We start from the raw sequence: 25,680 nt of genomic DNA on the forward strand, positions 1-25,680 counted from the left end.
AGGCGGTCCATGCGGCGAATCCACCTTGCTCTGGCGCACCGCTCTGGTGCTGGCCGCACTGGGGGCCGGGGCCGAGCCCGACGAGGCGCTGCTGGGCAAGGCCCAGGGTTATCCGGTGGGCAACGCCACCACCTGGGGCAACAACCCCTACCGCGTCGGGTCCTGGTCGGCGCTGGACCGTGTGCCGGGCGTGCACGTGGCCCGGGTGGCGCCGGCATCGCACGCGCGGCCGCTGCCCGCCATGGCCGCGCCGCCCGCCGTGCACTACCGCCACCGCGAGCACAGCTACTCGCTGGACGACTACCTCGAGCACCAGCGCGCCACCGGCCTGCTCATCCTCAAGGACGGGCAGATCGTGGCCGAGCGCTACCGCTACGGCCGCGAACCCGGCGCGCGCTTCCTGTCCTTCTCCATGGCCAAGAGCGTGACCTCGCTGCTGGTGGGCATCGCCCAGGCCAAGGGCCTCATCGCCTCGCTCGACGACCCGGCGGAGAAATACGCCCCCGCGCTGGCCGGCACGCCCTACGGCGCCACGCACCTGCGGCACCTGCTCACCATGACCTCGGGCCTGCAGTTCAGCGAGCGCTACGACGGCAACGACGACGTGACGCGCCTGGCCGTGGCCTTCATGCAGTCGCCCCGCGGAGCCATGGAGGTGTTGCAGACCATCACGCAGCGCAACGCGCCGCCCGGCGAGCGCTTCGCCTACGCCAGCGGCGAAACCGAGGTGCTGGGCTACGTGTTGCGCGGCGCCACCGGCCAAGGCCTGGCCGCGCTGACCCAGGCCTGGCTGTGGCAGCCCATGGGTGCCGAGCACGAGGCGTTCTGGCGCACCGGCGGCGACGGACAGGAAGGCGCCTTCGCCTTCTTCAACGCCTCGCTGCGCGACTGGGGCCGCCTGGGCGTGCTGCTGGCCGACAACGGCCGCGTGGGTGAGCACCAGGTGGTGCCGCGCGACTACCTGATGGACGCCACCGACGAGTACCGACAGAGCCACGCGCTGCGGCCCGGCCGCAGCATCCCCTATTACGGCTACGGCTACCAGTTCTGGCTGCTGCCCTTCAAGGAGCGCACCTTCCTCATGCGCGGCGTGCACGGGCAGCACCTGTTCGTGCAACCCGCCAGCGGCCTCGTGATGGTCGTCACCTCGGCCTGGGAGCACCCCGGCGGTGGCGGGGACGACAACGCCCGGACTGAGACCGACGCGCTCTGGCGAGGCGTGCTGGCCTCGCTGGGCGGGCGCATCGACTGATCCTTTTTCCCCTCGTTTTCAAGGGACACACCCATGGACGCCTTCCCCTCCCTGAGCTTCACCCCCGCCGTGGGCGACCTGCTTTTCACCCCGCTGCAGCGCGAGCTGCTCCAGCGCGCCCACACGCTCGGCCGCGACCGCTTCGCAGCGCGCGCGCCGCAATGGGACCGCGAGGCCAGCTTCCCGTTCGCCAACTACGACGACCTGCGCGAGGCCGGCTTCCTCCGGCTGTGCGTGCCCACCGCACACGGCGGCCTGGGTGCCGACTACGCCACCTACATGATGGTGGCCGCCGAGATCGGCCGCTTCTGCGGTGCCACCGCGCTGACCTGGAACATGCACATCTGCAGCACCATGTGGACCGGCGTGCTGGCCGACGGCATCGCCATGACCGAGGCGCAGCGCGCCGAACACCTGGCGCGGCGCGAGTTGCACTTCCAGCGCATCGTGAACGAGGGCGCGGTCTACGCCCAGCCCTTCAGCGAAGGCAGCGCCGCCGCCGCCGGCCGCGCGCCCTTCGGCACCACCGCGAAGAAGGTCGAGGGCGGCTGGCTGGTCAACGGCCGCAAGATCTTCGCCAGCCTCTCGGGCGCGGCCGACTACTACGGCATCCTCTGCACCGAAGACAAGGGCGACGACCACCCCGACGCGCGCGACACGCTCTACATCAGCGTGCCCGCCACCAGCGCGGGCTTCTCCATCAGCGGCGAATGGGACCCGCTGGGCATGCGCGGCACCGTCAGCCGCAACCTCGCGTTCAAGGACGTGTTCGTGAGCGACGCCGAACAGCTCATGCCGCGCGGTATCTACTTCAAGGGCGCGCAGACCTGGCCCGCCATGTTCTTCACGCTCTCGCCCACCTACCTGGGCATCGCCACCGCGGCCTACGACTTCACGGTGAAGTACCTGCGCGGCGAGGTCGAGGGCGAGCCGCCGGTGAAGCGCCGCCAGTACCCCACCAAACAGATCGCGGTGGCGCAGATGCGCATCCAGCTCGAAAGCATGAAGAGCCTCTTCCAACGCGCCATCACCGAGGCCAAGCCCAACCCCACGAAAGACGAGAAGCTGCGCCTGTACGCCGCCCACTACAGCGTGATGGAAGGCGCCAACGACATCGCGCGCCTGGCCATCCGCACCTGCGGCGGCCAGAGCATGATGAAACACCTGCCGCTGGAGCGCCTGTACCGCGACAGCCGCTGCGGCGCGCTCATGCTGCCCTGGACCGCCGAACTCATCCTCGACCGCATGGGGCGCGAGACGCTGTACGAGGCCGGCGAGCGCGACGAATGAACTGGGAACGAATGGCGGGGCCGGGCTCCTAGAATGCCGGGATGTTCCAAGCCCGCCGGTTCCCTTCCGTTCTGCCGCTGTGCCTGGCGCTGCTGGGCCTGTTGACCACCCCCGCCCAGTCGGCGCCGGCCCACCCCTGCGAGGCCCTGGTCGCGCGCCTGCCCAACCTCAAGCGGGCGCTGTGCGACGCGGCCGAACTCAAGGCCACGCCCGGCCGCTCGGTGCAAGGCCGCACGATCTACGCGCGCGACGTGAGCGCGCCCGACGCGAAGCTGCGCGTGCTGGTGGTGGGCGCGATGCACGGCGACGAACTCTCGTCCGCCGCCGTGGCCCTGCACTGGATCCAGCACGCCGTGCAGATGCCGGCCAACGCGCACTGGCGCTTCATCCCCGCGCTCAACCCCGACGGCCTGCTGGCCCGCCCCGCGCGGCGCACCAACGCCAACGGCGTGGATCTCAACCGCAACTTTCCCACGCCCAACTGGCAACGCGAAGCCAAGGTGTACTGGGAGCAGCGCACCCGCAAGGACCCGCGCCGCTGGCCGGGCTCGAGCCCGCTGTCCGAGCCCGAATCGCGCTTCCTGCACGACGAGATGGCGCGCTTCCAGCCCCACCTCATCGTCAGCATCCACGCGCCCTATGGCGTGCTCGACTTCGACGGCCCGGGCGTGCCGCCGCCCAAGCTCGGGCGCCTGTACCTCGACCAGGTCGGCATCTTCCCCGGCAGCCTGGGCAACTACGGTGGCGTGCACCAGGGCATGCCGGTGGTCACGGTGGAACTGCCCAGCGCGCTGCGCACGCCGCTGGACGCAGAGATGCGCCAGATGTGGATGGACATGCAGCGCTGGATGGGCGAGCGCCTGCGCCCCGAGGACGCCGCGCCGATCGTGCTGCCGGTGAAGACCGCCCGCAAGACCGGCTGAAGGGTCAGGGCGCGGGAGTGGCCGCGTTGCCGCGCACCAGCGACCACAGCGCTTCGGCCGACTCGGTCATCTCCATCGGCTGGCGGTACAGGCGGATCTGCATCGCCAGCGCCCATTCCTCCCCACCGGCGACCACGAGCTGACCGCCCGCGAGCTCGGCCGCCACCAGGCTGCGCGGCAGCCACGCGATGCCCCGGCCTTCCAGCGCCATCGCCTTGAGCACCACCGCGTGGTGCGCGGCGAACACCGTGTGGTGGGGCACCTCACCACCGAGCAGCGGGCGCAGGCAGGCCTGCAGCATGCGGCCCAGGCCCGACGAGGCGTGGTACGCGAGGATGGGCAGGGGCTCCTGCGCGGGCGTGGGTTCGCCCAGGCGGAAGGCGGGCGTGCCATCGGGCCGCGCGGCCGCGACGGGCAGCAGCGTCTCTTCGCCGATGGGGTGCATGGGGTGGCCCGAAGCCTCCAGCCGGCCCGGCACCTCGGGATGTCCATAACAGAGCAGGAACTGCACACTGCGCTGCAGCATCAGGTCTTCGCAGGCCTCCAGGTTGTTGGAATGCATCTGCACCGTGCGCGGGCCCAGCGTCTGCTCCACGCGCGAGAACCACGATGGAAAAAATGCCAGCGAGAGCAGGTGCGTGGCCGCGAAACGCAGGCCGGCCGCGGCCTCGTCGTGCGCTGCGCGCGCCAGGCTGCGCGCCGACTCCAGCCGGCCCAGCAGGTCTTCGAGCAGCGGTTTGAAGCGTTGACCGGCCGGCGTGAGCACGGCGGGGTGCGCGCTGCGGTCGAACAGCGGCACGCCCGCCCATTCTTCCAGTGACTTGATGTGGCGGCTGAAAGCCGGTTGCGCGATGTGGCGCGCCTGCGCCGCGCGCGAGAAATTGCCGCTCTCGGCCAGCGCGAGGAAATCCTCCAGCCAGTCGAGGTCAAGGGGTCGGTTGCCGGGGCCCATGGGCGAGAGATAGTTGTATGCGATTCGGGTATTGGACGCCGTGCGGTCCGCCGGGAATGATGCCACCCATTGCTTCTTCCTTCACCCCCAACAGCACCATGAAAATCGTCGACATCGCCGAATCCACCCGCCCCATCAAGTCGGACATCCGCAACGCCTACATCGACTTCTCCAAGATGACCCTGAGCCTGGTGGCCGTGGTCACCGACGTGATCCGCGACGGCAAACCCGTGATTGGCTACGGCTTCAACTCCAACGGCCGCTACGGCCAGGGCGGCCTGATCCGCGACCGCTTCCGCCCGCGCGTGCTCGAAGCCGAGCCGGCCAGCCTGCTCGACGCCACCGGCGACAACCTCGACCCGCACAAGGTCTGGGCGCAGATGATGATCAACGAAAAACCCGGCGGCCACGGCGAACGCTCGGTGGCCGTGGGCACCATCGACATGGCCGTGTGGGACGCCGTCGCCAAGATCGCCAACCAGCCGCTGTACCAACTGCTCGCCGAGCGCTACGGCAACGGCACACCCGACCCGCGCGTGTTCGTCTACGCCGCCGGCGGCTACTACCACCCCGGCAAGGGCCTCGATGGCCTGCGCAAGGAGATGGAAAGTTACCTGGAGCGCGGTTATTCGGTGGTGAAGATGAAGATCGGCGGTGCTTCGCTTGCCGACGACTGCGAGCGCATCGAATCCGTGCTCAAGATCCTCGGCCCCGGCCAGCAGCTCGCGGTGGACGCGAACGGCCGCTTCGACCTGAAGACCGCGATCGACTACGGCAAGGCGATGTCGCAGTACCCGCTGTTCTGGTACGAAGAAGCCGGCGACCCGCTGGACTACGAACTGCAGGCCGAACTCGGCAAGGTGTATGCCGGCCCCATCGCCACGGGCGAAAACCTGTTCTCCATGCAAGATGCGCGCAACCTGATCCGCCACGGCGGCATGCGCCCGGACCGCGACTGGCTGCAGTTCGACTGCGCGCTGAGCTACGGCCTGGTGGAGTACCTGCGCACGCTGGAGATGCTCAAGCAACACGGCTGGTCACCCAGCCGTTGCATCCCCCACGGCGGCCACCAGATGTCGCTCGCCATCGCGGCCGGCCTGGGCCTGGGTGGCAACGAGAGCTACCCGGATCTGTTCCAGCCGTATGGCGGTTTCCCCGATGGGGTGAAGGTGGAGCAGGGTTATGTGAGCTTGCCCCCGCTGCCGGGGATCGGGTTTGAGGGCAAGTCGGATCTCATTTCGGAGATGCGGGCGCTGGCTTCGTGAGGCGGGGTGTGAAGTCCAGCACCTTGAGTGAAGGACGTCGCGCTGTTGACGGCGTCGCTTCGTGGACCACTTGCCCTTTGACCTTCACGACCTGGTTTTGATGGTTTTCGGCCTCGGAACGGTGCAAGCCCAGAAGCTCCCACTGTTCCTTGTCGGAAACCACAACCACGGCTTGCACGAAGGGTTCGTTCCCTTTCAACACCAGCGTGCCTTCGATTTCGGTCGTGCCGGCGTTCGCCGCACCGCCTTGACAGGCAACGGCCAGTGGCAAGCTGGCTGTGACCGCGAGAGAGGTCAGCCACCGGCGCATCGACGGGATGTTCTTCAGCATCGCTGGCGCTCCAGGGCTTTCAGTGAATGACCACGGAGAGGGATGCACCCGGAGGAACTCTCACCGAATCGATGTAGGTGCCGGTGACGCGTTGCCGCACGACAGGCAAGGTGGCAAGCGACTTGATCTGTGTGGGGGCTGACGAAGGCAGAACCCGCTGGCTCTTGAAGGCGAACGCATTGATGGCGGGAACACTGAAACCACTTTCCGATCGCGCCGGGAATCCGTAGCCGGTCGGCGCACTGGCCGCTGGCAGCACGCCTGCCGCGCTCACGGTGAAGCGCCGGAACTGCTGCGCCAGCGAGGACGTGGGTGCCGCCACCTTGATCGCGGCGTCCAGCGCAAGGAGGGAGTTGGCCTGGGACTGCGTCAGCAGGTTTTTGAAGAATCCCACACCCAGTTGCCGCACGAGGAACCCGCCGAACGATCCCGACACGGAGTAGCTGTCGCAACTGCCCGAATAGGGTGTCCACGTCGTCAACGGGCATTGGAAGGACGAATACCCCAGACCATTGCCGCCGAGGTACTGGGGCAGGCGCAGGTCCCGGATGGGGTTGAAGGTGGTCAATTGATTGGCCACCAGATCTTCCATGGCCACGGCGCTCATTTCATTCAGCCAGGTGTCAAAAGCATGGCTGAAACTCATTCCGATGCCACGTCGATAGAAGTTGCTCATGTGCATCAACTCATGGGCCAGGGTGAGGATGCCGCTTTGCAGACCCGTGCTGCCGTCGCGGTACAGGGTCTCGGTGTCCAGGTAGATCGAAAGAGACTCGTTGCTTGTAGTTATCGCACTCTTGAGGAAGTTGTTGATGGCGTAGAAATAACCGACGGTGCCATAGGCGTTGCCGTTGTTGTCAAAGTTGAGCAAGACGATGTCCAGCGGGCGGTTGGTGTTGTCGATCAGATCGCTGTAATTGTGTGCGCCCCACAACGGCCCTCCCACCGAAAGCAGGCTGTCGTACACGCCATTGGACTGCGTGAGCTTGGTGGCCAAGGTGTCCAGGATGGCGTCGGTGATTTTGGGTGTGGCGTATTCCGAGGTTTCCACCCAGAAATTGACCTGTCGGCCGTCGGACGCCACCACTTGCTTGATCAAGGTGGTGGTTCGGTTGGTGGTATCGGTGTGCCTGAACGGCTGCGTGTCGCCCACGACGTGGACCGTTGAAGCTTGCGGGCTGCTGATCAGCGAGCGAGCGCGACCTTGTGCATCAAGGATCGCCTGATGCCACCCGGCGCGATTGAACTCCGCAATGCTTGCTTTCGTCGGATCTTCCAGTTGCGACGCAGATGCGGTGAACAGATCTCTGGCGGAGAAGTTGGGGATGGAGCCAGACGGGAGTGGCACGGCGGCCATGCTTTCGTTGGTCAGGATCAGCTGCACGTCCTGTCCGGCCAGGCCCGAGATCGAGATGGGAATGTCCTTGGCGGCGCTGCCCGAGTTGGTGGTCTGCCAGATGCCCGTCCCGCTGCCCGCGTACGTCGTGGCGCTGGTGGCGGCACAGGACTGACAGGCAGGCTCAACGGCGCTGATTGGGCTGCTCGGAGAAACCGGAGAAGAATTGCCGCCCCCACTCGGAGAGGCGCTGTCTCCACCACCACCGCCACAACCGGCGATGTGCAGTGAAATCAGGAGGGCAGACAGAAGTGCAATGCGTTGCTGAGATATGGATAGATTGACCATAAAAGTACGTGCGAATTCAAACCACTGTCTTGTGAACAGTGGTTGATTTTGAGAATGTGGAGTGTCCGTAGACGTTGACTTCAACCCCGATGCATGAGCGAGGTTGAGGCACGGCGATATGCAGCCATGCAATGCAGTGCGGTTGAATTAAATCAAGCGTTGATGTTTCCTCCCTCCCTGCGCAATCGCGAGTGACATCGACCCTTTTGGTCGGTCATGCACGCGTTTTGTGAAGTTGTTTGCGCGACGGCAAATTGCCTTCAGGCAGTTTGCCGGGAGTGAGTCGTCGCCAGTGCAGGCGGGGACGAAGAATCGCTATGAGGGAACAAGGCGTCCCTGCGAAGGAAGCAATGGCAAAAAGGCGGAAGCGGGCTCAGCCCCGCGAAGTCGCCTGCAACCGCCGCACGCCAGCCGGCGCGGTCGCCTGCGTGCGGGTTCCCATGCCCTGGAACCCGAAGTTCATCGCTGGTTGCTCACCGTGGATGAATTCTGCAATCGCTTTGCCGGAGCCCGCGCCATGCGTCCAGCCCAGCGTGCCGTGGCCGGCGTTGATCCAGAGCTTGCGCAGCTTGGTGCGGCCGATCAAGGGGATGTTCGTCGGCGTGGCGGGGCGCAGGCCGCACCAGAACTGCGGGTCACCGCCTTCGTCGGCCGTGCGGGTGTCGGCCACACCGGGGAACACCTGCTCGATGCGGCGCACCAGCATGTCGCAGCGCTTGCGCGCCAGCGGCGTGTCGAGCGAGAGATCGAAGCCGCCGAGTTCGATGGTGCCGGCCACACGCAGCTGGTTGCCCAGCCGCGAGACGGCGCATTTCATCTGGTCGTCGAGCAGGCTCACAGAGGGCGCGCGCTCGGGGTTCAACAGGGGCAGGGTGGCGCTGTAGCCTTTGCCAGGGTAGATCGGCACGTTCACACCCACCGAGGCGAGCAGCGGCGTGGAGTACGAGCCACAGGCCACGACGAAGGCGTCGGCCTTGAGCACGCTGGCCAGGCCGGTGATGCGGTCGCGCACGCGCACCTGGCGCACTTCGCGGCCGTCGCTTTCCAACTGCTCGATGTCGTGGCCGAACAGCAGCCGCGCGCCGCGCTGGCCGCACAGGGCCGCGAGTTGCTGCGTGAACACGCGCGCGTCGCCCGATTCGTCGCTCTGGGTGTAGGTGCCACCGACGATGCGATCCCCAAAGGCCTGGAGCGCTGGTTCGATGGCAAGCAACTCTTCGCGAGTGACCACGCGGCGCTGCACGCCGAAGCGCTGCATCACCGCGGCCGCGTCGGCCGCGCCATCGAAGGATTTCTGGTCGGTGTAGTAGTGCGCGATGCCGCGCTCGAGGCGGTTGTATTCGATGCCGGTCTCGGCCACCACGTCCTTCAGGGCCGCATGGCTGTAGGCGCCCAGCGCCACCAGTTGCGCCACGTTGCGCACGAAGGCCTTGTCGTTGCACTGGGCCAGGAACTGCAGGCCCCAGCGCCATTGCGCCCAGTCGAGCTGTGGGCGGAACAGCAGCGGCGATTCGTCGGAGAACATCCACTTCAGGGTCTTCAGTGGCGCGTCCTTGTTGGCCCAGGGTTCGCAATAGCTCACCGAGATCTGCGCCGCGTTGGCGAAGCTGGTCTCCAGCGCGGCGTCCGGCTGCCGGTCGACCAGGGTGACCTCGTGGCCTCGCTGCAGCAGGTGCCACGCCGTGCTGACTCCGATGATGCCCGCGCCCAATACCGTGACTTGCATGATCCGCTCCACAAAAAAGGGGATGGTGAATGCGCCGCAGTATGGAAAATATCGGGTGCTTGGTGAAGTGAAATTAAACTAAAATCGCATTCATCAGAACGACTTATGTGCAGGCCACAAGCCGCGCACGCCGCTCTCTGCCGGAGGTTTCCCATGAGCACCTTTGATCCAGACGCCCTTGAATGCCTGGCCGCCATCATCGAAGAGGGCGGTTTCGAGCGCGCCGCGCAGCGCCTCTCGATCACGCAATCCGCCGTCTCGCAGCGCCTGCGCGCGCTGGAGGCGCAGGTCGGCACGGTGCTGATCGTGCGCAGCCGCCCGCTCAAACCCACGGCGGCGGGGCAGCTCATGCTCAAGCACGCCAAGATGATGCGGCTGCTGCGGGCCGATCTGGAGAAGGACCTCAAGGAGCTCGCGCCCAGTTCCACCGGCAACGGGCGCGACGACGAGCGCATCTCGGTGGCGATCAACGCCGACAGCATCGCCACCTGGGCCTTGCCCGCGCTCGACGCCCTGGCGCAGGGCGGCCTGCCGATCGAGATCATCACCGACGACCAGGAGTTCACCCACGAGTGGCTGCGCGAAGGCCAGGTGCTGGGCTGCGTGACCTCGCTGGGGCAGGCCTTGCGGGGCTGCAAGATGGAAGCCCTTGGCACCATGGACTATGTGGTGGTGGCGCAAGCCGCCTACGCCGCCGAGCATTTGCCCAAGGGCCTGAACGCGCACAACTTCCACAAGGTGCCCTTCGTGGCCTTCAACCGCAAGGACAACCTGCAGCACGGCTTCGTGTCCAAGGCCTTCGGTCTTTCGCGCGTGATGCTCAAGCAGTTGTTCGTGCCGTCCAGCGAAGGCCAGGTGCGCGCGGTGATGGCGGGCTGGGGCGTGAGTGTGTTGCCCGAACTGCGCGTGCGCGACCTGTTGGCCCGCGGCGAGCTGGTGAACCTCGCGCCGCGCCATCGGCTGGGCGTGGCGCTGCATTGGCATTGCTGGAACCTCAATTCCGACGTGCTCGATGCGCTGAGCACGGCCCTGCGCCGCGCCGCCGCCCACAACCTTCGAGGCGTCGAGGCGGTGGCGGCCTGAGGTCGGAAAACCCGTTCGGCCGAATGGTGACTCACCGGTCATGATGTCGACGCATGCGTCGATCTGATGCAGAATCCGGGACCAGTCACAAGGGCTTCCATGGTCAGCGCCGTCGCCAAATCCCCCGTTCTTCCGGTTCCCAAGCGCAGTTTCCGCGCGCAGATGCACCTGGCGCGCGAGGACGCGATCATCACGGCGGTGAACCGCCTGCTGGCCGAAAAGGGCTTCGAGGCCATGACCCTGGACGAGGTGGCGATCGAGGTCGGCATCGCCAAGGCCAGCCTCTACAAGCATTTTTCCAGCAAGGAAGACCTCGCGGCGGCGGCCATGGTGCGGGTGATGGAGCGCGCCCTGGCGTTTCTTGACAAGCTGCAGGGCGAGTCCACCGGCGCGCGACCGATCGACCAGCTCAAGGCCGTGGCGCGCTGGACGATGGAGGTGCAGCTGGCCGGTGAAATGCCGTCGCTGCCGAGCGAGAACTCCAGCCTGCGCGCCGCGCTGACCACCAACAAGGCCTATGTGGATGGCCTCATGGAGGTGAGCGAGCGCCTGGGCGCCTGGATCACGGCGGCGCAGGCCGACGGCAGCCTGAACCCGGCCCTGCCACCCATTGCCGTGCTCTACACCTTGTACGCACGCGCCTGCGACCCGGTGCTTGGTTTCCTCAAAGGCAGCGAGCAGTACGACAACGAACAGATCATCCAGATGGTGCTGAGCACCTGTTTCGACGGGCTGCGGGCGCGCTGACGGCGCTGGCCGCACGACCATGAAAAAGGGCCGCGGATGCGGCCCTTTCTGCGTGAGCGCGGGGGGTGTCAGCGCACCAGCAGCACCGGCACACCGCAGTGGGCCAGCACCTGCGTGGCGACCGAACCCATCACCAGGTTGCCCAGGGCGCTGTGGCCGTGCGAACCCATCACCAGCAGGTCGAACTTGCCGCCGTCGGCTGCCTTGGAAATCTGTTCGCCGGGCGAGCCGACCTTGTGGATCGCCTTGGCATCGATGCCATGGCGCTTGAGGAACTTGGCCACCGTGCCGGTGACCTTGGCGGATTCTTCCTCGTAGTACTCGTTGGCCGCCGCGGCGCCCACGGCCGCGCGTGCGCGGGGTGGCAGCGGGGCTTGCACGGTGATCATCGAGAAGCTGTTGTTCGAGCCGAACATCTCGCCGTGCGTCGGCCAGGTAGGCCAGCATCTTCTTGGTGTAGGCGCTGCCATCGACAGCCAGCAGAATCTTCATAGGTTCTCTCCTTCTAGGTTGAATCAGTGCGCAGTGTATGTCCTTGGCGCACAAGGACCTTGCGCTGGCTCAAACCGCGGCAAGGCCCGGCCGCGCCGGCACGTCGATCAGCTGGTCCGGCAGAAAACCGTCCTGTTCGTTCTTCACCGCGTAGCCCAGCGGGTTGGCCACGATGCGGCAACGCCCGACCTGCACGTCCGTGGGGCAATGCAGGTGCCCGTGCAGCCAGAGGTCGGCCTGCGGCAGCCAGGCGTCCAGCCCGTTGCAGAAGCCGGCCGTGCCCGGGCTCAGGCCGTAGCGCGGGTCGGCGCTGTGCAGGGTGGGCGCGAAGTGGGTGACGACGACGGTGGGGCCGTCGAACGGTTCGGCCAGGGCGCCGCGCAGCCAGTGCTGGCACTCCAGGGCGAGGGCGCGCATGGCTTCGGCGTCGAACAGTTGCCCGTCGCGCTGGCCGGCCATCTTGACGAGGTAGTGGTTGGCGGCGCGGTAGGCCTTCTCGCGCTCGCCGAGCACGTCGTAGTCGCTCCACAGCGTGGTGCCCACGAAGCGCACGCCCTGCATCACGCGCGTCTCGCGCTCCAGCCAGATCAGGCCCAGGCGCTCGCAGGTCTCGCGCAGGCGGTCGTGGGCGTCGTCCACATCGAGCGCGTCGTACTCGTGGTTGCCCGGCACGAACAGCACCGGCACCGGCCAGTCGGCAAAACGGCCCAGGCCCCAGTCGGCTTCGTTCATGGCGCTGCCGTCGCGGCGCAGCTGGTACGAGCCGACATCCCCGGCCAGCACCAGCAGGTCGGCGCCCGGTGCCGGCATGGGCACAAAGTCGGGGTTGGCTTCGAGGTGCAGGTCGCTGAGCAGCTGGAGTTTCATGCGCGCATTGTGGTCCAGGGCGCTCAAGCCTTGGGCTTGCGGGGGCGTTGCGGCGGTGGTGCGTTGGTGGGTGGGGCAGGGCGAAAACCGATGTTGGCGGCGCGCGCCACCGTCTCCCGCAGCCAGCGGTGCGCCGTGTTCTGTGTGGCCTGGCGGTGCCACAGCGAGTCCACGTGCACGGGGGGCACCTGCAGGGGCAGGTCGCACAGGGCCAGCTCGTGCTCCATGCCGGTGGCGCCGACGAAGTGGCGCGGCAGCACCGTGAGCAGGTCGGTCGTGCGCACCACCCGGCCGGCGGTGAAGAACTGGTTGACGGTGATCACGACGCGGCGCTGGCGCGAGATGGCCGCGAGCGCCTCGTCCACGAAACCGAAGGGGCGGCCCGAGAAGCTCACCAGCATGTGGCGCGCATCGCAGTAGCTGTCCAGGCTCAGGGGCTGGCCGGCCAGCGGGTGCCCGCGCCGCATGACCACCACGTACTCGCCGTCGTACAGGCGCTGGTGGTGGAAGTGCGGGTCGTTTTCCTGCAGGTGCATGGCGCCCAGTTCGGCCAGCACGCCGGGAAAGTGCCCGATCGCCAGGTCCACCGTGCCCGACTCCAGCAGGCCGCGCGGGTCGCGCGTGGTCAGCGGCAGCACGCGCAGGTTCACGCCGGGCGCCTCGCTCTCCAGCAGGTCCATCAGCCCGGGGATGAGCTTGGCGGCGGTGGCGTCGGCCATGGCGAGCACGAAGGCGTTGCGCGCGCTCGCCGGGTCGAAGGCGCCCGGGGCGAGCGACTCGCGCAGCATGTGCAGGGCATCGCGCACCGTGGGCCACAGGGCCAGCGCCACCGGCGTGGGCTCCACCCCATAGCCCGAGCGGCGCACCAGCTCGTCGCCCATCACCTCGCGCAGGCGGCGCAGCGCGTTGCTCACCGCCGGCTGCGTCATGGCCAGGTTGTGGGCCGCGCGGGTGAGGCTGCGCTCGGTCATCACCTCGTCGAAGACGCGCAGGAGGTTCAGGTCGAGGGTTCGGAAATTCAGGCCATTTATCACCCGGGTGAATATAAGACATCACAAAGATAAAGTGGCTAAATACTAGGGCAAACCCTAATATTCGCTTGTCCAAAAGACATTTTTCTATTTCTGGAGTTCGCCATGAGCACATACGCATCCCTTCCTTCTGCCCCGCTGGGCCTGCGCCCGGCATCCACGCCCGCGCACAAGGGTGTCGACGGCATTCAGCGCCGCAACGACAGTGCGCGTGGTCTTTCCGTCATGCTGCTGGCCGCCGTCGTGGCCGCCATGGTCGTGGTCGCCGATCGCCTGATCAGCACCTGGGCCGATGGCCAGCTGTTCCTGGCCTGGGTCTTCCTGTGGGTCGTGGTCTTCGCCGGCATGGCCCTGTTTGCCGACACGGCCCGTTCGCTGGCCCGCCGCGCGGTGGTTTCGCTGGACGGCTGGTCGCAAGCCCTGGCCGAAGCGCGCGCCGAAACCCGTCTCTGGGAAATGGCCCGCATGGACCACCGCCTGATGAACGAGCTGATGGCCGCCCGCGCCCGCGCTGCGGACGAGAGCGAAGTCGAGGCCCCGGTGGCGCAGGCGACGTCCTTCACCGAAGCCCTGGAGCCGCTGGGTCTGCCCGAAGCCACCCGGGCCGCTGAACCGCAGGTGGGCTACTGGGAACGCCTGGGCACCGCCCGCGCGCGCAACCGCCTAATGTACTACATCTGAGCGTTCCACGCGCCCACAAAAAAGCCACCGGGTCCGGTGGCTTTTTTTTGCCCTGGCCGGTGGGTCCGGGGCGCGCCGGTGGGCCGCAGATCGTGCGGACCACCGGTGTGATCGAGTGCGGCCTGTCTCAGGCCGCCAGGCGCTTCTCGATCTGCGCTTTGGTCTCCTCGAGTTCCCGGGGCAAGTGGTAGGCCAGCTGGGTGAACAACTCGGCGTGCAGCTCGAGTTCCTGGGCCCAGGCGGCGCGGTCGATGTGGGTCACGGTGCGGTACTGGTCGGCGGAGAAGTCCAGGCCGTTCCAGTGGATGTCTTCGAAGCGCGGGCTCACGCCGAAGGCGTGTTCGGTGCCGGCGCCGGCCTGGCCTTCGAGGCGGTCGATCATCCACTTGAGCACGCGCATGTTCTCGCCGAAGCCGGGCCAGACGAACTTGCCGGCCTCGTCCTTGCGGAACCAGTTCACGCAGTAGATCGCCGGCAGCTTGGCGCCCTGGCTGGCCAGCTTGCCGCCCACGTCGAGCCAGTGCTGGAAATAGTCGCTCATGTTGTAGCCCGTGAAGGGCAGCATGGCGAACGGGTCGCGGCGCACCACGCCTTGCGCGCCAAAGGCGGCAGCGGTGGTTTCCGAACCCATGGTGGCGGCCATGTAGACGCCTTCGGTCCAGTTGCGGGCCTCGGTCACCAGCGGCACGGTGGTCGAGCGGCGGCCGCCGAAGATGAAGGCGTCGATCGCCACGCCCTTGGGGTCGTCCCAGGCCGGGTCGAGTGCGGGGTTGTTGGTGGCGGCCACGGTGAAGCGCGCGTTCGGGTGGGCGGCCTTGGCGCCGGTTTCCTTGGCGATCTGGGGCGTCCAGTCCTTGCCTTGCCAGTCGATGGCGTGGGCCGGGGCTTCGCTCATGCCTTCCCACCACACGTCGCCGTCGTCGGTCAGCGCGACGTTGGTGAAGATCACGTCGCGGTCCAGGCTGGCCATGCAGTTCGGGTTGGTCGCCGTGTTGGTGCCCGGCGCCACGCCGAAGTAACCGGCTTCGGGGTTGATGGCGTACAGGCGGCCGTCCTTGCCGGGCTTGATCCAGGCGATGTCGTCGCCGATGGTCGTCACGCTCCAGCCCTCGAAGCCCTTGGGCGGGATCAGCATGGCGAAGTTGGTCTTGCCGCAGGCGCTGGGGAAGGCGGCGGCCACGTGGTACTTCTTGCCCTGGGGGTTGGTCACGCCCAGGATCAGCATGTGCTCGGCCAGCCAGCCCTGCTGGCGGCCCATGTTGGACGCGATGCGCAGCGCAAAGCACTTCTTGCCCAGCAGGGCGTTGCCGCCGTAGCCCGAGCCGTAGCTCCAGATCTCGCGCGTCTCGGGGTAGTGCACGATGTACTTGGTGGTCGGGTTGCAGGGCCAGGCGGTCTGATCGGTTTCGCCTTCGGCCAGCGGTGCGCCCACGGTGTGCACGCAGGGCACGAACTCGCCGTCGGCGCCGAGCACGTCGAACACGGCCTTGCCCATGCGGGTCATGAGCTTCATGTTGACCGCCACGTAGGCGCTGTCGGAGAGCTCGATGCCGATGTGGGCGATCGGGCTGCCCAGCGGGCCCATGCTGAACGGCACCACGTACATGGTGCGGCCGCGCATGCAGCCGTCAAACAGCGGCTGCAGGGTCGCGCGCATCTCGGCGGGCGCCTTCCAGTTGTTGGTCGGGCCGGCGTCTTCCTGTTTTTGCGAGCAGATGAAGGTGCGGTCTTCCACGCGCGCGACATCCGACGGGTCGGAGCAGGCGAGGAAGCTGTTGGGGCGCTTGACCGGGTCGAGCCTCTTGAGCGTGCCGGCGTCCACCAGCTGCTGGCACAGGCGGGCGTACTCCTCCTCGCTGCCATCGCACCAGTAGATGCTGTCGGGCTTGCACAAGGCGGCCATGTCGGCCACCCAGGCGATCAGCCGGGCGTTCTTGACATAGGAGGGGGTGTTGAGGGCCAGGCCCTGCATCACGGGTGAGTTCATGGAGTCGCTCCAGAAGTTTGTAAACCGGCATGCCTCAGAGACACCGACAGCCGCGGGCGTCATGCAGATGACGGGGCGGCTGTCCAAGGGGTCCCTTTGGCGAAAAAGGGCGGTCGGCGCGTGGGGGGCTGCGGTGCGGATGGCGGGGCAGCAGGGGGAGATGAAACCCGGGTCGGTGGATCCGGGCTTGATCAGCGTGTCGGCCAATGCCCCGATTTTAAGAAAGCGACCGCTCCGTTACGAGGCGGTTACATGCAAAACCCGCATAACGTGATGCATTAAACGGTTGGGCCGGGTGTAGGGCGGGGCGCCCAAAAAGAAAGGCCGAAGGCCCCGGCGGGCGTTCGGCCTGGCGGAACCCGGGTGGGTTCAGGCCATGTAGATCGCGATGAAAGCGAGCAGGAACATCAGCACGCCACCGGCGACCGGCAGCACGACGGGCATGTAGGGGACGATGGATTCCACCATGTCCTGGGGCTGGTCGTGGGGGGTGTGCTGCTGGTGCTGGGCCATGTGACGCTCCGTCGAAAGTTCAAAACTCCCGGGATTTTACGGGATGCGGCGCGGCAGGTTCAGAGCAGGGCGTAGGTCGTGCTCGCGCGGCACACGCTTTTGCCGTCGCTGACCCCGCTGATGTCGATCTCGCCGAACACCAGGTTCTTGCCCGCGCGCACCACGCGCGCGGTGATGCGCGCGTCCTGACCGGAGAGCGGCTTGAGGAAGCTGGTGTTGAGCTGCACCGTGGTCATGGGCCGGCGGGTGCCGAGCTGGGTGACGATGGCCAGCACCATGGCGGTGTCGGCGGCCGACATCATGGCCTGGCCGCACAGCATGCCGCCCACGCGCGAGAGCTGGTCGCTCTGCGGCAGGCGCAGGGTGACTTCGCCGTCGGCGAAGGACTCGACCCGCAGGCCCATGGCCTGGATCCAGGGTGCGAACCAATCGGCCAGCAGGCCTTGAAGCAAATCAACGGTGACGGGGGTCTCGGGGTTCTGCGTCATGCGCTCAGTCCTCGCGGCGGAATTTGGAGAGCCAGTGGTCCATCAGCTTGCCGGCCGCTTCGCGCCCACCCAGACCGAAGGACAGCGCCACGGCCACGGCCACCGCACCCAGCGTGAGGCCGAAGGCCAGGTTGACGATGTCGTCGGCGATGCCCATGGCGCGCAGGCCCATGGCGATCACCAGCGCCAGGATGGCGTAGCGCCCGATGCGCGCCAGGCCCTTGGTGCCGGGGCCGCTGGCGCGGTCGATGGCGTCGTAGGCCAGGTTGGCGAGCCAGAAACCGATCACCAGGATGGCCGAGCCCAGCAGGATGTCGCCACCAAAGCGGATGAAGCTGGCCACGATGCTGCTGACCTGTCCGAAACCGAGCTGCGCGGCCGCCTCCACGGTGGCGAACAGCATGGCGAAGAACAACACGACCCGGCCCACGGCGGTGGAGGCGCTGGTCTTCTCGAAGGCATGGGCCATGTTCACGCGCGCGGGCAGGGTGTCAAAGCCCAGCGTGGCCAGCAGGGTCGCCAGCAGCTTGCTGGCGAACGAGGCCACCAGCCAGGTGACGACCAGGATCAGCGCGGCGGCGATCAGGTTGGGCACGGCCTGCAGCAGGGTGTTGAGCATGTCGGTGGCCGGGCGCGAGATGGCTTCGATCTTGAGCGCGTCGAGCGCGGCGATCAGCGACGGCAGGAACACCGCCACGAACACCAGCATGCCGATCACCCGCGAGAGCTGCACCGTGTCGGCCAGCCCGGCGCGGCTGCCGAGCTGGTCCACGCCGGCGGTGCGGCTCAGGTGGGTGGTGAGGTTGCGCAGCACCGTGGCCACGATCCAGCCCACGCCACCGATCACGAATGCGGCCACCGCGTTGGGCAGCATGTCCAGGGTCTTGGTGACCATGGCGCGCAGGGGGTCGAGCAGGCCGTCCATCTGCAGCGCGCCCAGGATGGCCGGCACGAACAGCAGGATCACCAGCCAGAACAGCGCGCCGGCGAGGCTGTCGCTGATGGGCGCCATGTCGGCGTGCTCCGAGAGCTTTTCGTCGAGCGTGGTCTTGTCCAGCAGCTTCTGTGAGAGCGCGCGCACCACGCCGGCCACCAGCCAGGCCACCAGCGCGAGCAACAGGCCACCCAGCAGGCGCGGCGCATATTCAAAGAGCTGGGTGGTGAAGACCGAAAACGGGCCGGAAACGATGGCGAGGTTCAGCGAGTTGAACACCGCCACCAGGGTGAGCAGGATCACGATCCAGAACAGCGCGAGAGCGACCGCGCCCTCGATGTCCACGCGCGTGTTGGTGAGTTTGCCGAAGCGGTGGTTGACGCCCACGAAGCCCAGGCTCTTGCGCGTCGCGGCGCGCACCAGCACCGCGATGAGCCAGCCCAGGATGAAGATGGCGAGCGCGCCGAGCAGTTGCGGGATGTGGGTGCCCAGCGTGCTTTGCAGCGAGTTCCACAGCGTGTTCGTGTCCATGCCCTACCTCCTGTCGCGTTGGCCGTTGATCGGCCGATGATGCCGGAGGCCTTGCCGCAGCGTCAACCGGTGGGCGCGCGGGTCAGAGCAGGGTGGTGTCGAAGCCCGCTTCGCGCAGGCGCTCGATGACCTGTTCGATGTGTTCGCGCCCACGCGTCTGCAGCACGAGTTCGATCGCCACGTTCTGCGCCGCCAGCAGCGTGAAGGCGCGCTGGTGGTGCACTTCGTCGATGTTGGCGCCGGCCTCGGCCACGGTGGCCGTGATGCGCGCCAGGTTGCCGGGCACGTCGCGCGCGTTGACCTGGATGCGCGCCAGGCGGCCCGCGCGCACCATGCCGCGCTCGATGATGGAGGCCAGCAGCATCGGGTCGATGTTGCCGCCGCTAAGCACCAGACCCACGCGCTTGCCCGCGAAACGCTGCGGGTGTTTGATGAGCGCGGCCAGGCCGGCGGCGCCCGCGCCTTCCACCAGCGTCTTCTCGATCTCCAGCAGCATCACGATCGCCTGCTCGATGTCGCCCTCGTCGACCAGCAGCAGGTCGTCCACCCGCTGGCGGACGATGGCCTCGGTGACCACGCCCGGCGTGCCCACCGCGATGCCCTCGGCAATCGTGCTCGTGCCCTGCGGCAGGTTCGTGCCCTTGATGGCGTTGACCATGGCGGCAAAGCGCTCGGTCTGCACGCCCACGATCTCGATGTCGGGCCGGATCGCCTTGGCGGCCGTGGCGATGCCGGCGATCAGGCCGCCGCCGCCGATGGCGATCACCAGCGTGTCCAGGTCGGGCTGCTCGCGCAGCATTTCCAGCGCCACCGTGCCCTGGCCGGCGACGATCGCCTCGTCGTCGTACGGGTGCACGAACACCAGGCTCTGCTGCTGCGCCAACTCACGGGCGTGCGCGCGAGCCGCATCCAGCGTGTCGCCGTGCAGCAGCACCTCGGCGCCGAAGCCGCGCGTGCGCTCCACCTTCACGCCCGGCGTGAAGCGCGGCATGACGATCACCGCGCGCACGCCCAGCCGGTGCGCGTGGTAGGCCACGCCCTGGGCATGGTTGCCCGCGCTCATGGCCACCACGCCGCGCGAGCGCTCCTCGGGCGTGAGCTGCGCCAGCTTGTTGCAGGCGCCTCGTTCCTTGAAAGAGGCGGTGTATTGCAGGTTCTCGAATTTCAGGAAGACCTGACAGCCGGTGAGCTGGGAGATGGTGCGCGATTCGACGAAGGGCGTGTCCAGCACCTGGCCGGCGAGGCGACCGGCGGCGGTCTGGATGTCGTGTAGTTGCAGCATGGCGCGATTGTGTACCGGCCGTGACGGTGTGGTGCGAGGGCAAAGCCCGACAAATTGCTCAAACCGTTCGTATCACTCTCTTCCATGATTCATCAAGCTGGGTTATGGTCCGCTGAAATGTCGGCTCCCCTGGCATGGCGTCACGGGAAGGCATTTCTGGAGGTGTCTGGATGACCAAGCGCTCGCTGCAGTCCGCTGCATCGGCGGCCCGCACCGTACTCGATGCACGCGAAGGCCGTGCCCCTCTCGCGGGCGAGGGGCGCGTTTTCGTGCCCCATGGCCTGCGCCAGGCGCCCGTGCTCGACCTCATGTGCTCGCATTTCGTGCTCACGCTGGCCGCGCGCCAGGGCCCGCGCTTCAACGTGCGGCGCGACCTCAACACCTTGCTCTCGCTCGCCGGCCGCCACCTGGTGTGGCCCCACACCGTGCTGCTGCGCCTGCGCGAGTTCCTGCAGCGCCGCTGCAAGGACAACGAACTCTGGAGCGGCCACGACGGCCTGACCACCAACGCCTTCATGGAGCGCTACGGCGTGTGGCGCGGTCCGTACGAAGAAGGTACGCTGTTCTTCTACCTGGACGAGTACGCCAAGGAGTCGCCCAAGGACCTGCTGTCGGTGCTGGCGGTCACCGGCGACTGGCTCAGCCACTCGCTCAAGAAGCAGTCCACGCTGGTGGAGAAGAACATCGACGCGCTGGCCAGCCTGCTGCAGCTCAACCGCGCCGAGCGCGCACTGCTGCTGTACGGCACGCTCGCGCGCTACCAGCGCGACCTGCGCTCCATCCTGGTCGAGTTCAAGGTCAACAACGCGCCCGAGGCCTACGCGGCCATCGCCGACGTGGCCGGCGTGAAGGCCAGCGAGGTGGGCGAGGCGCTGCGCGCCGGCTCGCGCCTGGAGCGCATCGGCATGGTGGAGAACCTGATCTCCGAGCACAACATCACCGACCTGGCCGACCTCATGAAAGTGAGCGAGAAGCTGCCACCGGTGCTGATGCGTGAGTACCGCACGCAAAGCGAGCTCATGGCCGTGTTCACCCGGCCGGCCGCGCGCTCGGCGCTGACCGCGAAAGACTTCGACTATGTGGGCGAAGACGTGCGCCTGCTCTGCGGCCTGCTGCGCGAGGCCGTGGCGCGCAAGGAGCCGGGTGTGAACGTGCTGATGTACGGTCCGCCCGGCACCGGCAAGACCGAACTCGCGCGCGTGGTGGCGCAGGCCGCCGGCCTGGAACTCTTCGAGGTGGAGTACGCCGACCGCGACGGCAACGCGCTCTCGGGCCGCGACCGCTACCGCTCGCTGCAGATCGCGCAGGTGTTCCTCAAGGGCACGGCGCACTCGGCGCTGCTGTTCGACGAGGTGGAAGACGTGTTCCCGCCGATCTCCAGCGAGGCGGCGCAGATCATGGCGCGCGCCGAACACGTGGCGGCCGCGCACACCGGCAGCGTCAGCGGCAAGGCCTGGGTCAACCAGATCCTGGAGACCAACGCCGTGCCCACGCTGTGGGTGACCAACCGCATCGAGCAGATCGACCCGGCCTTCCGCCGCCGCTTTGCCTACCACCTCGAACTCAAGAGCCCGCCGCCCGGCGCGCGCGAGCAGCTGGTGCGCAAGACGCTGGAAGGCGCGCCGGTGTCCGATGGCCTGGTGGCGCGACTGACCGAACGCAAGGGCCTCACGCCCGCGCAGATCCGCACCGCGCTGCGCTTCGCGCAGCTGGCGGGCCAGCCCGCGCCCAAGCGCGGCAGCAAGGCGCGGGCGGCCGAGGCGGCCGCGCCCGTGCTCGACGAACTGATCGAGCGCCAGCTCAAGAACGCCGACCTGGCCCTGGGCCGCAAGCCCGACCTGGTGCAGCGGCCCAGCGCCACGCAGTACAGCCTGGACATGCTCAACGTCGAATCGCGCTACGAACTGCCGCGCGTGATCGCCGCGCTCAAGGCGCGCGGCCATGGCTGCCTGTGTTTCCACGGCGCGCCCGGCACCGGCAAGACCGCGCTGGCCGAGCACATGGCCCAGCAGCTGGACCGCCCGCTGATGATCCGCCGCGCGAGCGACCTGGTGAGCAAGTTCGTGGGCGAGACCGAGCAGCAGATGGCGGCCATGTTCCGTGAGGCCGAGGCCGAGAAGGCGGTGCTGCTGCTCGACGAGGCCGACAGCTTCCTGCAGGACCGGCGCGGCGCGCAGCGCACCTACGAGGTGACCGAGGTCAACGAGATGCTGCAGGGCATGGAGCGCTTCGCCGGCATCTTCATCTGCACCACCAACCTGATGGACAGCATCGATCAGGCGGCACTGCGGCGCTTCACCTTCAAGATCCGTTTCAAGCCGCTCACGGCGAGGCAGCGCGAGACCATGTTCGTGGTGGAGGCCCTGGAGGGCGATGCCACGCGCCTGGACGCGGGCTTGGCCGCCCGGCTGGCCAAGCTGGAGCAGCTCTGCCCGGGCGACTTCGCGGCCGTGAAGCGCCAGGTGGAGATCCTGGCCGAAGCGCTGGCCCCCGAGGAGTTCATGGCCCAGCTGGAGGCCGAGCACCGCATCAAGCCCGAAGTGCGCGAGGCCAGGGGCATCGGCTTCGTGCACTGATCGAACGAGGCAAAAGAAAAGGCCACCCGAAGGTGGCCTTTTCTTATCCAGTGGCAGCGCGGAACCGGCTTTGCCGGGCCGCTGCCGCCGCCCCTGGGGGTGACGCCGCAGGCGGCGCAGGGGGGATGGTCAGTGCAACAAGGCCATCGGGCCGCTGGGCAGGTCGTCCGCCGAGTACTCGGGGTGGTTGGAGACGAAGAAGCGCAGTTTCTGGTCGAGCCGGGCGACGCGGCTGTTGGCCACGCTTTCGCAGTGGTGCTTGGAAATCAGGCTGAACAGCTTGCTGCGCAGGAACCAGAGATCCTTGGGCGTCTGGCAGGACATCAGCGCGGCGTGCACGCGCTGGCGCACCGGGTCCTTGATGTCGGCCATGGCTTCATGGAACTCGTCAACCAGAAAATCCAGTTCCAGCACCTGGGTGTCGTGGTACTGCGGCTGTACCTGCCGGGATTTGCCAAACCATGGCAACCTGAAAAACATGACGCGCTCCGTTTCGTGGGTCTCAGGCCGAGGGGACAAGAAGTCCTCCGGCTACATCTGAAACATCGGCGCGGCAGGCGCAAGCTTGAGCGGCAGCGGGGCCCGACAGGCGGTGCGCCGACAGGCGGTTGAGGGTCTAGAACCTAGGTAATCAAAGGCCGGGAAAGCGCCCGGCTGGCATCAGACGAAAGCACTCACGACCCGAAGCACGTCCGAGCCGTAGGCTTCGCGCTTTTCTGGCCGATGCCGGCAATGCCGTCCAGATCGGCCAGGGTTTCGGGTTTGCGGCCGGCGATCGCGCGCAGGGTCGCGTCGTGGAAGATCACGAAGGCCGGCAGGTTGTGCTCGCGCGCCACGCCCGCGCGCCAGGCCTTGAGGGCCTCCAGGCATTCGCGTTCGGACAGGCTGAGCGGCACGCCATCGTCCTTGGCGGTGGCGCGCGAAGCGCGTTGCCGGCCGCTGCGCGCCGAGCTGGTGGCCTTGTCCGCCAGCGACTTGAGCCACACCGGGCTCTGGCCCTTGAGGATGTCGCGCGCCGCGTCGGCCAGGTGCAGGGTGTTGTAGGGCGCGTCGTGCACCTGCACCGCCTCGCGCGCGATCAGCTGACGCAGCAGCGCGCGCCACTGGGTTTCGGAGAGGTCGGCGCCGATGCCGAAGGTGGACAGCTTCTCGTGGCCGTACTGCTTGACCTTGTCGGTGGCCTTGCCGCGCAGGATGTCCATGATGTGGCCGGCACCGAAGGCGGTGCCGCTGGCCTGCTGAACGCGGTAGATGCACGAGAGCAGCTTGCGCGCCGATTCGGTCGCGTCGTGCAGCTCGGGCGGCGTGAGGCAGTTGTCGCAGTTGCCGCAAGGCTGGCTGGCTTCGCCGAAGTACGACAGCAGGCGCACGCGCCGGCAGTCGCTGGCTTCGGCCAGCGTGAGCAGCGCGTCGAGCTTGCCGCGCAGCACCTGCTTGAATTCGTCCGCCGCCGGACTTTCGTCGATCATGCGGCGCTGGTTCACCACGTCCTGCAGGCCGTAGGCCATCCAGGCGTTGGCGGGCTCGCCGTCGCGGCCCGCGCGGCCGGTCTCCTGGTAGTAGCCCTCGATGTTCTTGGGCATGTCCAGGTGGGCCACGAAGCGCACGTCGGGCTTGTCGATGCCCATGCCGAAGGCGATCGTGGCCACCATGATCAGGCCCTCCTCGCGCAGGAAGCGGTCCTGGTGGCGCTGGCGCACGGCCGCGTCCAGGCCCGCGTGATAGGGCAGCGCGTTGAAGCCGGCCTCGCACAGCATCGTGGCATTTCCTCGACCCGGCGGCGCGACTGGCAGTAGACGATGCCGGCGTCGTGACCGTCGGCACCGGTGTGCTCGTCGCGGATGAAGCGCTGCAGCTGGGTTGTGGCGTCCTTCTTCTCCACCAGCTGGTAGCGGATGTTGGGCCGGTCGAAGCTGCTGATGAAGGTGCGCGCTTCCTGCAGCTGCAGGCGCTCGACGATGTCGGCGCGCGTGAGGTCGTCGGCGGTGGCCGTCAGGGCCACGCGCGGCACGCCGGCGTAGCGCTCGTGCAGCACCACCAGGGCGCGGTACTCGGGGCGGAAGTCGTGGCCCCACTGGCTCACGCAATGCGCTTCGTCGATCGCGAACAGGCTGAGCTTGCCGCGCTCGTGCAGCGAGTCCAGCAGGGCCAGGAAACGCGGCGTGGTCAGGCGCTCGGGCGCCGCGTAGAGCAGGGTGAGCTCGCCGCGCAGCATCTGCTTCTCGACCTGCTGCGCGTCTTCCAGCGACAGGCTGGAGTTGAGAAAGGCCGCGGCCACGCCAGCCTCGATCAGCGCGCCCACCTGGTCGTGCATCAGCGCGATCAGCGGCGAGACCACCACGGTCAGGCCCTGGCCGGCGCGCTCGCGCACGATGGCCGGCACCTGGTAACACAGCGACTTGCCGCCACCCGTGGGCATGAGCACCAGCGCGTCGCCACCGGCGCCCACGTGCGAGACGATGTCGGCCTGCGGGCCCCGGAAGGCGTCGTAGCCGAACACCTCGTGCAACACGCCGAGGCTGGTTTCCAGGATTTCGCTGCCGGGGGCGATGTCGATGGCTTCGGTCATCCGTTTTACATCTGCTCCCAGGGCAGGCCGTCGTGGCGCCAGCCGTTGAGGCTGGAGCGCTTGAAGTCGTCGTTGAGTTCGCCCTCGAAGCCGTGCAGCACGTGCGCCACGTCGCTGAAGCCGGCGGCCTCCAGGGCCTGGCCCGCGTCCAGCGTGCGTTTGCCGCTGCGGCAGATCAGCAGGATCGGCCGGTGCTTGCCGCCGGCCTCCTGTTCGACCGACGACGCAAAGCGCGCCGGGTCGGGCGTGAGGTCGGGGTATTCGTACCAGGGAATGTTCTCCACGCCGGGCGGGCGGCCCACGTAGAGCGACTCGATCTCCATGCGCACGTCGACAAACAGCGGGGGCTCTTCGCCACGGGCCGCGCGCTGCTCGCGTTCGGCCTGCAGCCATGCCCAGGCCTGCTGGGGCGTGAGGTGTTTCATGGCGGGTATTGTCGGGGAATTCGCAGGGCCGCCCGGATGACCGTGGGCCCT

Annotated in this window: 21 protein-coding genes and 2 pseudogenes; 8 read left to right on the forward strand and 15 right to left on the reverse strand. The window is 67.6% G+C overall.

Translation table 11 applies throughout. The annotated features are described in order from the left end of the window. The first annotated feature begins 25 nt into the window (after positions 1–25). Genes ACFJI0_RS24485 through ACFJI0_RS24495 form a run of 3 tightly spaced genes read left to right on the forward strand, consistent with a single transcriptional unit; the run spans position 26 to position 3,465 of the window. Positions 26–1,252 carry a serine hydrolase domain-containing protein gene (locus tag ACFJI0_RS24485; RefSeq protein WP_382322699.1) on the forward strand — a complete coding sequence of 409 codons (1,227 nt, stop codon included), beginning with the start codon at positions 26–28 and terminating at the stop codon, positions 1,250–1,252. Positions 1,253–1,285: 33 nt separating this feature from the next. Continuing rightward, a complete protein-coding gene (locus ACFJI0_RS24490; protein WP_382322700.1) occupies positions 1,286–2,542 on the forward strand; it encodes an acyl-CoA dehydrogenase family protein in 1,257 nt (418 codons plus the stop codon). A gap of 41 nt (positions 2,543–2,583) precedes the next feature. Continuing rightward, complete coding sequence (locus ACFJI0_RS24495; RefSeq protein WP_382322701.1) at positions 2,584–3,465, forward strand: M14 family murein peptide amidase A; 882 nt, start codon at positions 2,584–2,586, stop codon at positions 3,463–3,465. 4 nt (positions 3,466–3,469) lie between these two features. Here ACFJI0_RS24495 and ACFJI0_RS24500 read toward each other — a convergent pair whose 3' ends face one another. Further along, positions 3,470–4,417, reverse strand: a complete 948-nt coding sequence (locus ACFJI0_RS24500; RefSeq protein WP_382322702.1) for a LysR family transcriptional regulator — start codon at positions 4,415–4,417, stop codon at positions 3,470–3,472. Positions 4,418–4,515: 98 nt separating this feature from the next. Between ACFJI0_RS24500 and ACFJI0_RS24505 the strand changes: the two genes are divergently transcribed. Beyond that, positions 4,516–5,682: a mandelate racemase/muconate lactonizing enzyme family protein gene (locus ACFJI0_RS24505; protein ID WP_382322703.1), complete on the forward strand. Its 1,167-nt coding sequence runs from the start codon at positions 4,516–4,518 to the stop codon at positions 5,680–5,682. Here the strand turns inward: ACFJI0_RS24505 and ACFJI0_RS24510 are convergent. The 3 genes from ACFJI0_RS24510 to ACFJI0_RS24520 all read right to left on the reverse strand — a co-directional run bounded on the left by ACFJI0_RS24510 (position 5,651) and on the right by ACFJI0_RS24520 (position 9,423). Then, complete coding sequence (locus tag ACFJI0_RS24510) at positions 5,651–6,013, reverse strand: hypothetical protein (RefSeq protein ID WP_382322704.1); 363 nt, start codon at positions 6,011–6,013, stop codon at positions 5,651–5,653. The genes ACFJI0_RS24505 and ACFJI0_RS24510 overlap by 32 nt on opposite strands. Positions 6,014–6,032: 19 nt before the next feature. Next, entirely contained in the window at positions 6,033–7,697 is a 1,665-nt protein-coding gene (locus ACFJI0_RS24515; RefSeq protein WP_382322705.1) for a hemagglutinin, read from the reverse strand. Positions 7,698–8,070: 373 nt separating this feature from the next. Further along, on the reverse strand, positions 8,071–9,423 hold the full coding sequence (locus ACFJI0_RS24520) for a D-amino acid dehydrogenase (RefSeq protein WP_382322706.1): 1,353 nt from the start codon (positions 9,421–9,423) through the stop codon (positions 8,071–8,073). 153 nt (positions 9,424–9,576) lie between these two features. Between ACFJI0_RS24520 and ACFJI0_RS24525 the strand changes: the two genes are divergently transcribed. Next, positions 9,577–10,506, forward strand: coding sequence for a LysR family transcriptional regulator ArgP (locus ACFJI0_RS24525; protein ID WP_382322707.1), 930 nt, complete (start codon positions 9,577–9,579; stop codon positions 10,504–10,506). Between the two features lie 99 nt (positions 10,507–10,605). Further along, positions 10,606–11,253 carry a TetR/AcrR family transcriptional regulator gene (locus ACFJI0_RS24530; RefSeq protein ID WP_382163460.1) on the forward strand — a complete coding sequence of 216 codons (648 nt, stop codon included), beginning with the start codon at positions 10,606–10,608 and terminating at the stop codon, positions 11,251–11,253. A gap of 68 nt (positions 11,254–11,321) precedes the next feature. Here ACFJI0_RS24530 and ACFJI0_RS24535 read toward each other — a convergent pair. From ACFJI0_RS24535 to ACFJI0_RS24545, 3 genes and pseudogenes are all read right to left on the reverse strand, one after another. Next, positions 11,322–11,745: pseudogene (locus tag ACFJI0_RS24535) on the reverse strand (universal stress protein). A 69-nt stretch (positions 11,746–11,814) separates the two neighbouring features. Then, positions 11,815–12,612, reverse strand: coding sequence for a metallophosphoesterase (locus tag ACFJI0_RS24540; RefSeq protein ID WP_382163458.1), 798 nt, complete (start codon positions 12,610–12,612; stop codon positions 11,815–11,817). Between the two features lie 23 nt (positions 12,613–12,635). Beyond that, complete coding sequence (locus ACFJI0_RS24545; protein WP_382325816.1) at positions 12,636–13,643, reverse strand: LysR family transcriptional regulator; 1,008 nt, start codon at positions 13,641–13,643, stop codon at positions 12,636–12,638. 105 nt (positions 13,644–13,748) lie between these two features. On the opposite strand from ACFJI0_RS24545, the gene ACFJI0_RS24550 reads away from it, so the two are divergent. After that, positions 13,749–14,324, forward strand: coding sequence for a hypothetical protein (locus ACFJI0_RS24550; RefSeq protein WP_382322708.1), 576 nt, complete (start codon positions 13,749–13,751; stop codon positions 14,322–14,324). Positions 14,325–14,451: 127 nt separating this feature from the next. On the opposite strand, the gene ACFJI0_RS24555 is transcribed toward ACFJI0_RS24550, so the two are convergent. From ACFJI0_RS24555 to ACFJI0_RS24575, 5 genes are all read right to left on the reverse strand, one after another. Continuing rightward, positions 14,452–16,311 (reverse strand): phosphoenolpyruvate carboxykinase (GTP), encoded by a 1,860-nt coding sequence (locus ACFJI0_RS24555; protein ID WP_382163452.1) that lies wholly within the window; start codon positions 16,309–16,311, stop codon positions 14,452–14,454. A 369-nt stretch (positions 16,312–16,680) separates the two neighbouring features. Further along, positions 16,681–16,824 carry a hypothetical protein gene (locus ACFJI0_RS24560; RefSeq protein ID WP_382163450.1) on the reverse strand — a complete coding sequence of 48 codons (144 nt, stop codon included), beginning with the start codon at positions 16,822–16,824 and terminating at the stop codon, positions 16,681–16,683. A gap of 59 nt (positions 16,825–16,883) precedes the next feature. Beyond that, the gene (locus ACFJI0_RS24565; protein ID WP_382322709.1) at positions 16,884–17,312 is read right to left on the reverse strand and encodes a PaaI family thioesterase; all 429 of its coding nucleotides are present in this window, start codon (positions 17,310–17,312) and stop codon (positions 16,884–16,886) included. Between the two features lie 4 nt (positions 17,313–17,316). Then, positions 17,317–18,777, reverse strand: coding sequence for a mechanosensitive ion channel (locus ACFJI0_RS24570; protein WP_382322710.1), 1,461 nt, complete (start codon positions 18,775–18,777; stop codon positions 17,317–17,319). An 82-nt stretch (positions 18,778–18,859) separates the two neighbouring features. Then, a complete protein-coding gene (locus tag ACFJI0_RS24575; protein ID WP_382163442.1) occupies positions 18,860–20,059 on the reverse strand; it encodes a threonine ammonia-lyase in 1,200 nt (399 codons plus the stop codon). Positions 20,060–20,367: 308 nt separating this feature from the next. Here ACFJI0_RS24575 and ACFJI0_RS24580 point away from each other — a divergent pair, with 308 nt between their 5' ends. Beyond that, complete coding sequence (locus ACFJI0_RS24580; RefSeq protein ID WP_382163792.1) at positions 20,368–22,635, forward strand: ATP-binding protein; 2,268 nt, start codon at positions 20,368–20,370, stop codon at positions 22,633–22,635. Between the two features lie 129 nt (positions 22,636–22,764). Here the strand turns inward: ACFJI0_RS24580 and ACFJI0_RS24585 are convergent, their stop codons facing one another. From ACFJI0_RS24585 to ACFJI0_RS24595, 3 genes and pseudogenes are all read right to left on the reverse strand, one after another. Then, a complete protein-coding gene (locus tag ACFJI0_RS24585) occupies positions 22,765–23,115 on the reverse strand; it encodes a hypothetical protein (RefSeq protein WP_291120422.1) in 351 nt (116 codons plus the stop codon). A gap of 180 nt (positions 23,116–23,295) precedes the next feature. Further along, positions 23,296–25,204, reverse strand: a pseudogene (recQ, locus tag ACFJI0_RS24590) (DNA helicase RecQ). A 5-nt stretch (positions 25,205–25,209) separates the two neighbouring features. After that, on the reverse strand, positions 25,210–25,629 hold the full coding sequence (locus ACFJI0_RS24595) for a rhodanese-like domain-containing protein (RefSeq protein ID WP_382163436.1): 420 nt from the start codon (positions 25,627–25,629) through the stop codon (positions 25,210–25,212). Between the last annotated feature and the right edge of the window lie 51 nt (positions 25,630–25,680).

The organism is Hydrogenophaga sp. UC242_53 (assembly GCF_042696965.1).
Taxonomy (GTDB): domain Bacteria; phylum Pseudomonadota; class Gammaproteobacteria; order Burkholderiales; family Burkholderiaceae_C; genus Hydrogenophaga.

Coding starts and splice junctions, on each gene's coding strand:
- ACFJI0_RS24490 (WP_382322700.1), top strand. CDS start 1,286: ATGGACGCCTTCCCCTCCCTGAGCTTCACCCCCGCCGTGGGCGACCTG.
- ACFJI0_RS24495 (WP_382322701.1), top strand. CDS start 2,584: ATGTTCCAAGCCCGCCGGTTCCCTTCCGTTCTGCCGCTGTGCCTGGCG.
- ACFJI0_RS24500 (WP_382322702.1), bottom strand. CDS start 4,417: ATGGGCCCCGGCAACCGACCCCTTGACCTCGACTGGCTGGAGGATTTC.
- ACFJI0_RS24505 (WP_382322703.1), top strand. CDS start 4,516: ATGAAAATCGTCGACATCGCCGAATCCACCCGCCCCATCAAGTCGGAC.
- ACFJI0_RS24510 (WP_382322704.1), bottom strand. CDS start 6,013: ATGCTGAAGAACATCCCGTCGATGCGCCGGTGGCTGACCTCTCTCGCG.
- ACFJI0_RS24515 (WP_382322705.1), bottom strand. CDS start 7,697: ATGGTCAATCTATCCATATCTCAGCAACGCATTGCACTTCTGTCTGCC.
- ACFJI0_RS24520 (WP_382322706.1), bottom strand. CDS start 9,423: ATGCAAGTCACGGTATTGGGCGCGGGCATCATCGGAGTCAGCACGGCG.
- ACFJI0_RS24525 (WP_382322707.1), top strand. CDS start 9,577: ATGAGCACCTTTGATCCAGACGCCCTTGAATGCCTGGCCGCCATCATC.
- ACFJI0_RS24530 (WP_382163460.1), top strand. CDS start 10,606: ATGGTCAGCGCCGTCGCCAAATCCCCCGTTCTTCCGGTTCCCAAGCGC.
- ACFJI0_RS24540 (WP_382163458.1), bottom strand. CDS start 12,612: ATGAAACTCCAGCTGCTCAGCGACCTGCACCTCGAAGCCAACCCCGAC.
- ACFJI0_RS24550 (WP_382322708.1), top strand. CDS start 13,749: ATGAGCACATACGCATCCCTTCCTTCTGCCCCGCTGGGCCTGCGCCCG.
- ACFJI0_RS24555 (WP_382163452.1), bottom strand. CDS start 16,311: ATGAACTCACCCGTGATGCAGGGCCTGGCCCTCAACACCCCCTCCTAT.
- ACFJI0_RS24560 (WP_382163450.1), bottom strand. CDS start 16,824: ATGGCCCAGCACCAGCAGCACACCCCCCACGACCAGCCCCAGGACATG.
- ACFJI0_RS24565 (WP_382322709.1), bottom strand. CDS start 17,312: ATGACGCAGAACCCCGAGACCCCCGTCACCGTTGATTTGCTTCAAGGC.
- ACFJI0_RS24570 (WP_382322710.1), bottom strand. CDS start 18,777: ATGGACACGAACACGCTGTGGAACTCGCTGCAAAGCACGCTGGGCACC.
- ACFJI0_RS24575 (WP_382163442.1), bottom strand. CDS start 20,059: ATGCTGCAACTACACGACATCCAGACCGCCGCCGGTCGCCTCGCCGGC.
- ACFJI0_RS24580 (WP_382163792.1), top strand. CDS start 20,368: ATGTGCTCGCATTTCGTGCTCACGCTGGCCGCGCGCCAGGGCCCGCGC.
- ACFJI0_RS24585 (WP_291120422.1), bottom strand. CDS start 23,115: ATGTTTTTCAGGTTGCCATGGTTTGGCAAATCCCGGCAGGTACAGCCG.
- ACFJI0_RS24595 (WP_382163436.1), bottom strand. CDS start 25,629: ATGAAACACCTCACGCCCCAGCAGGCCTGGGCATGGCTGCAGGCCGAA.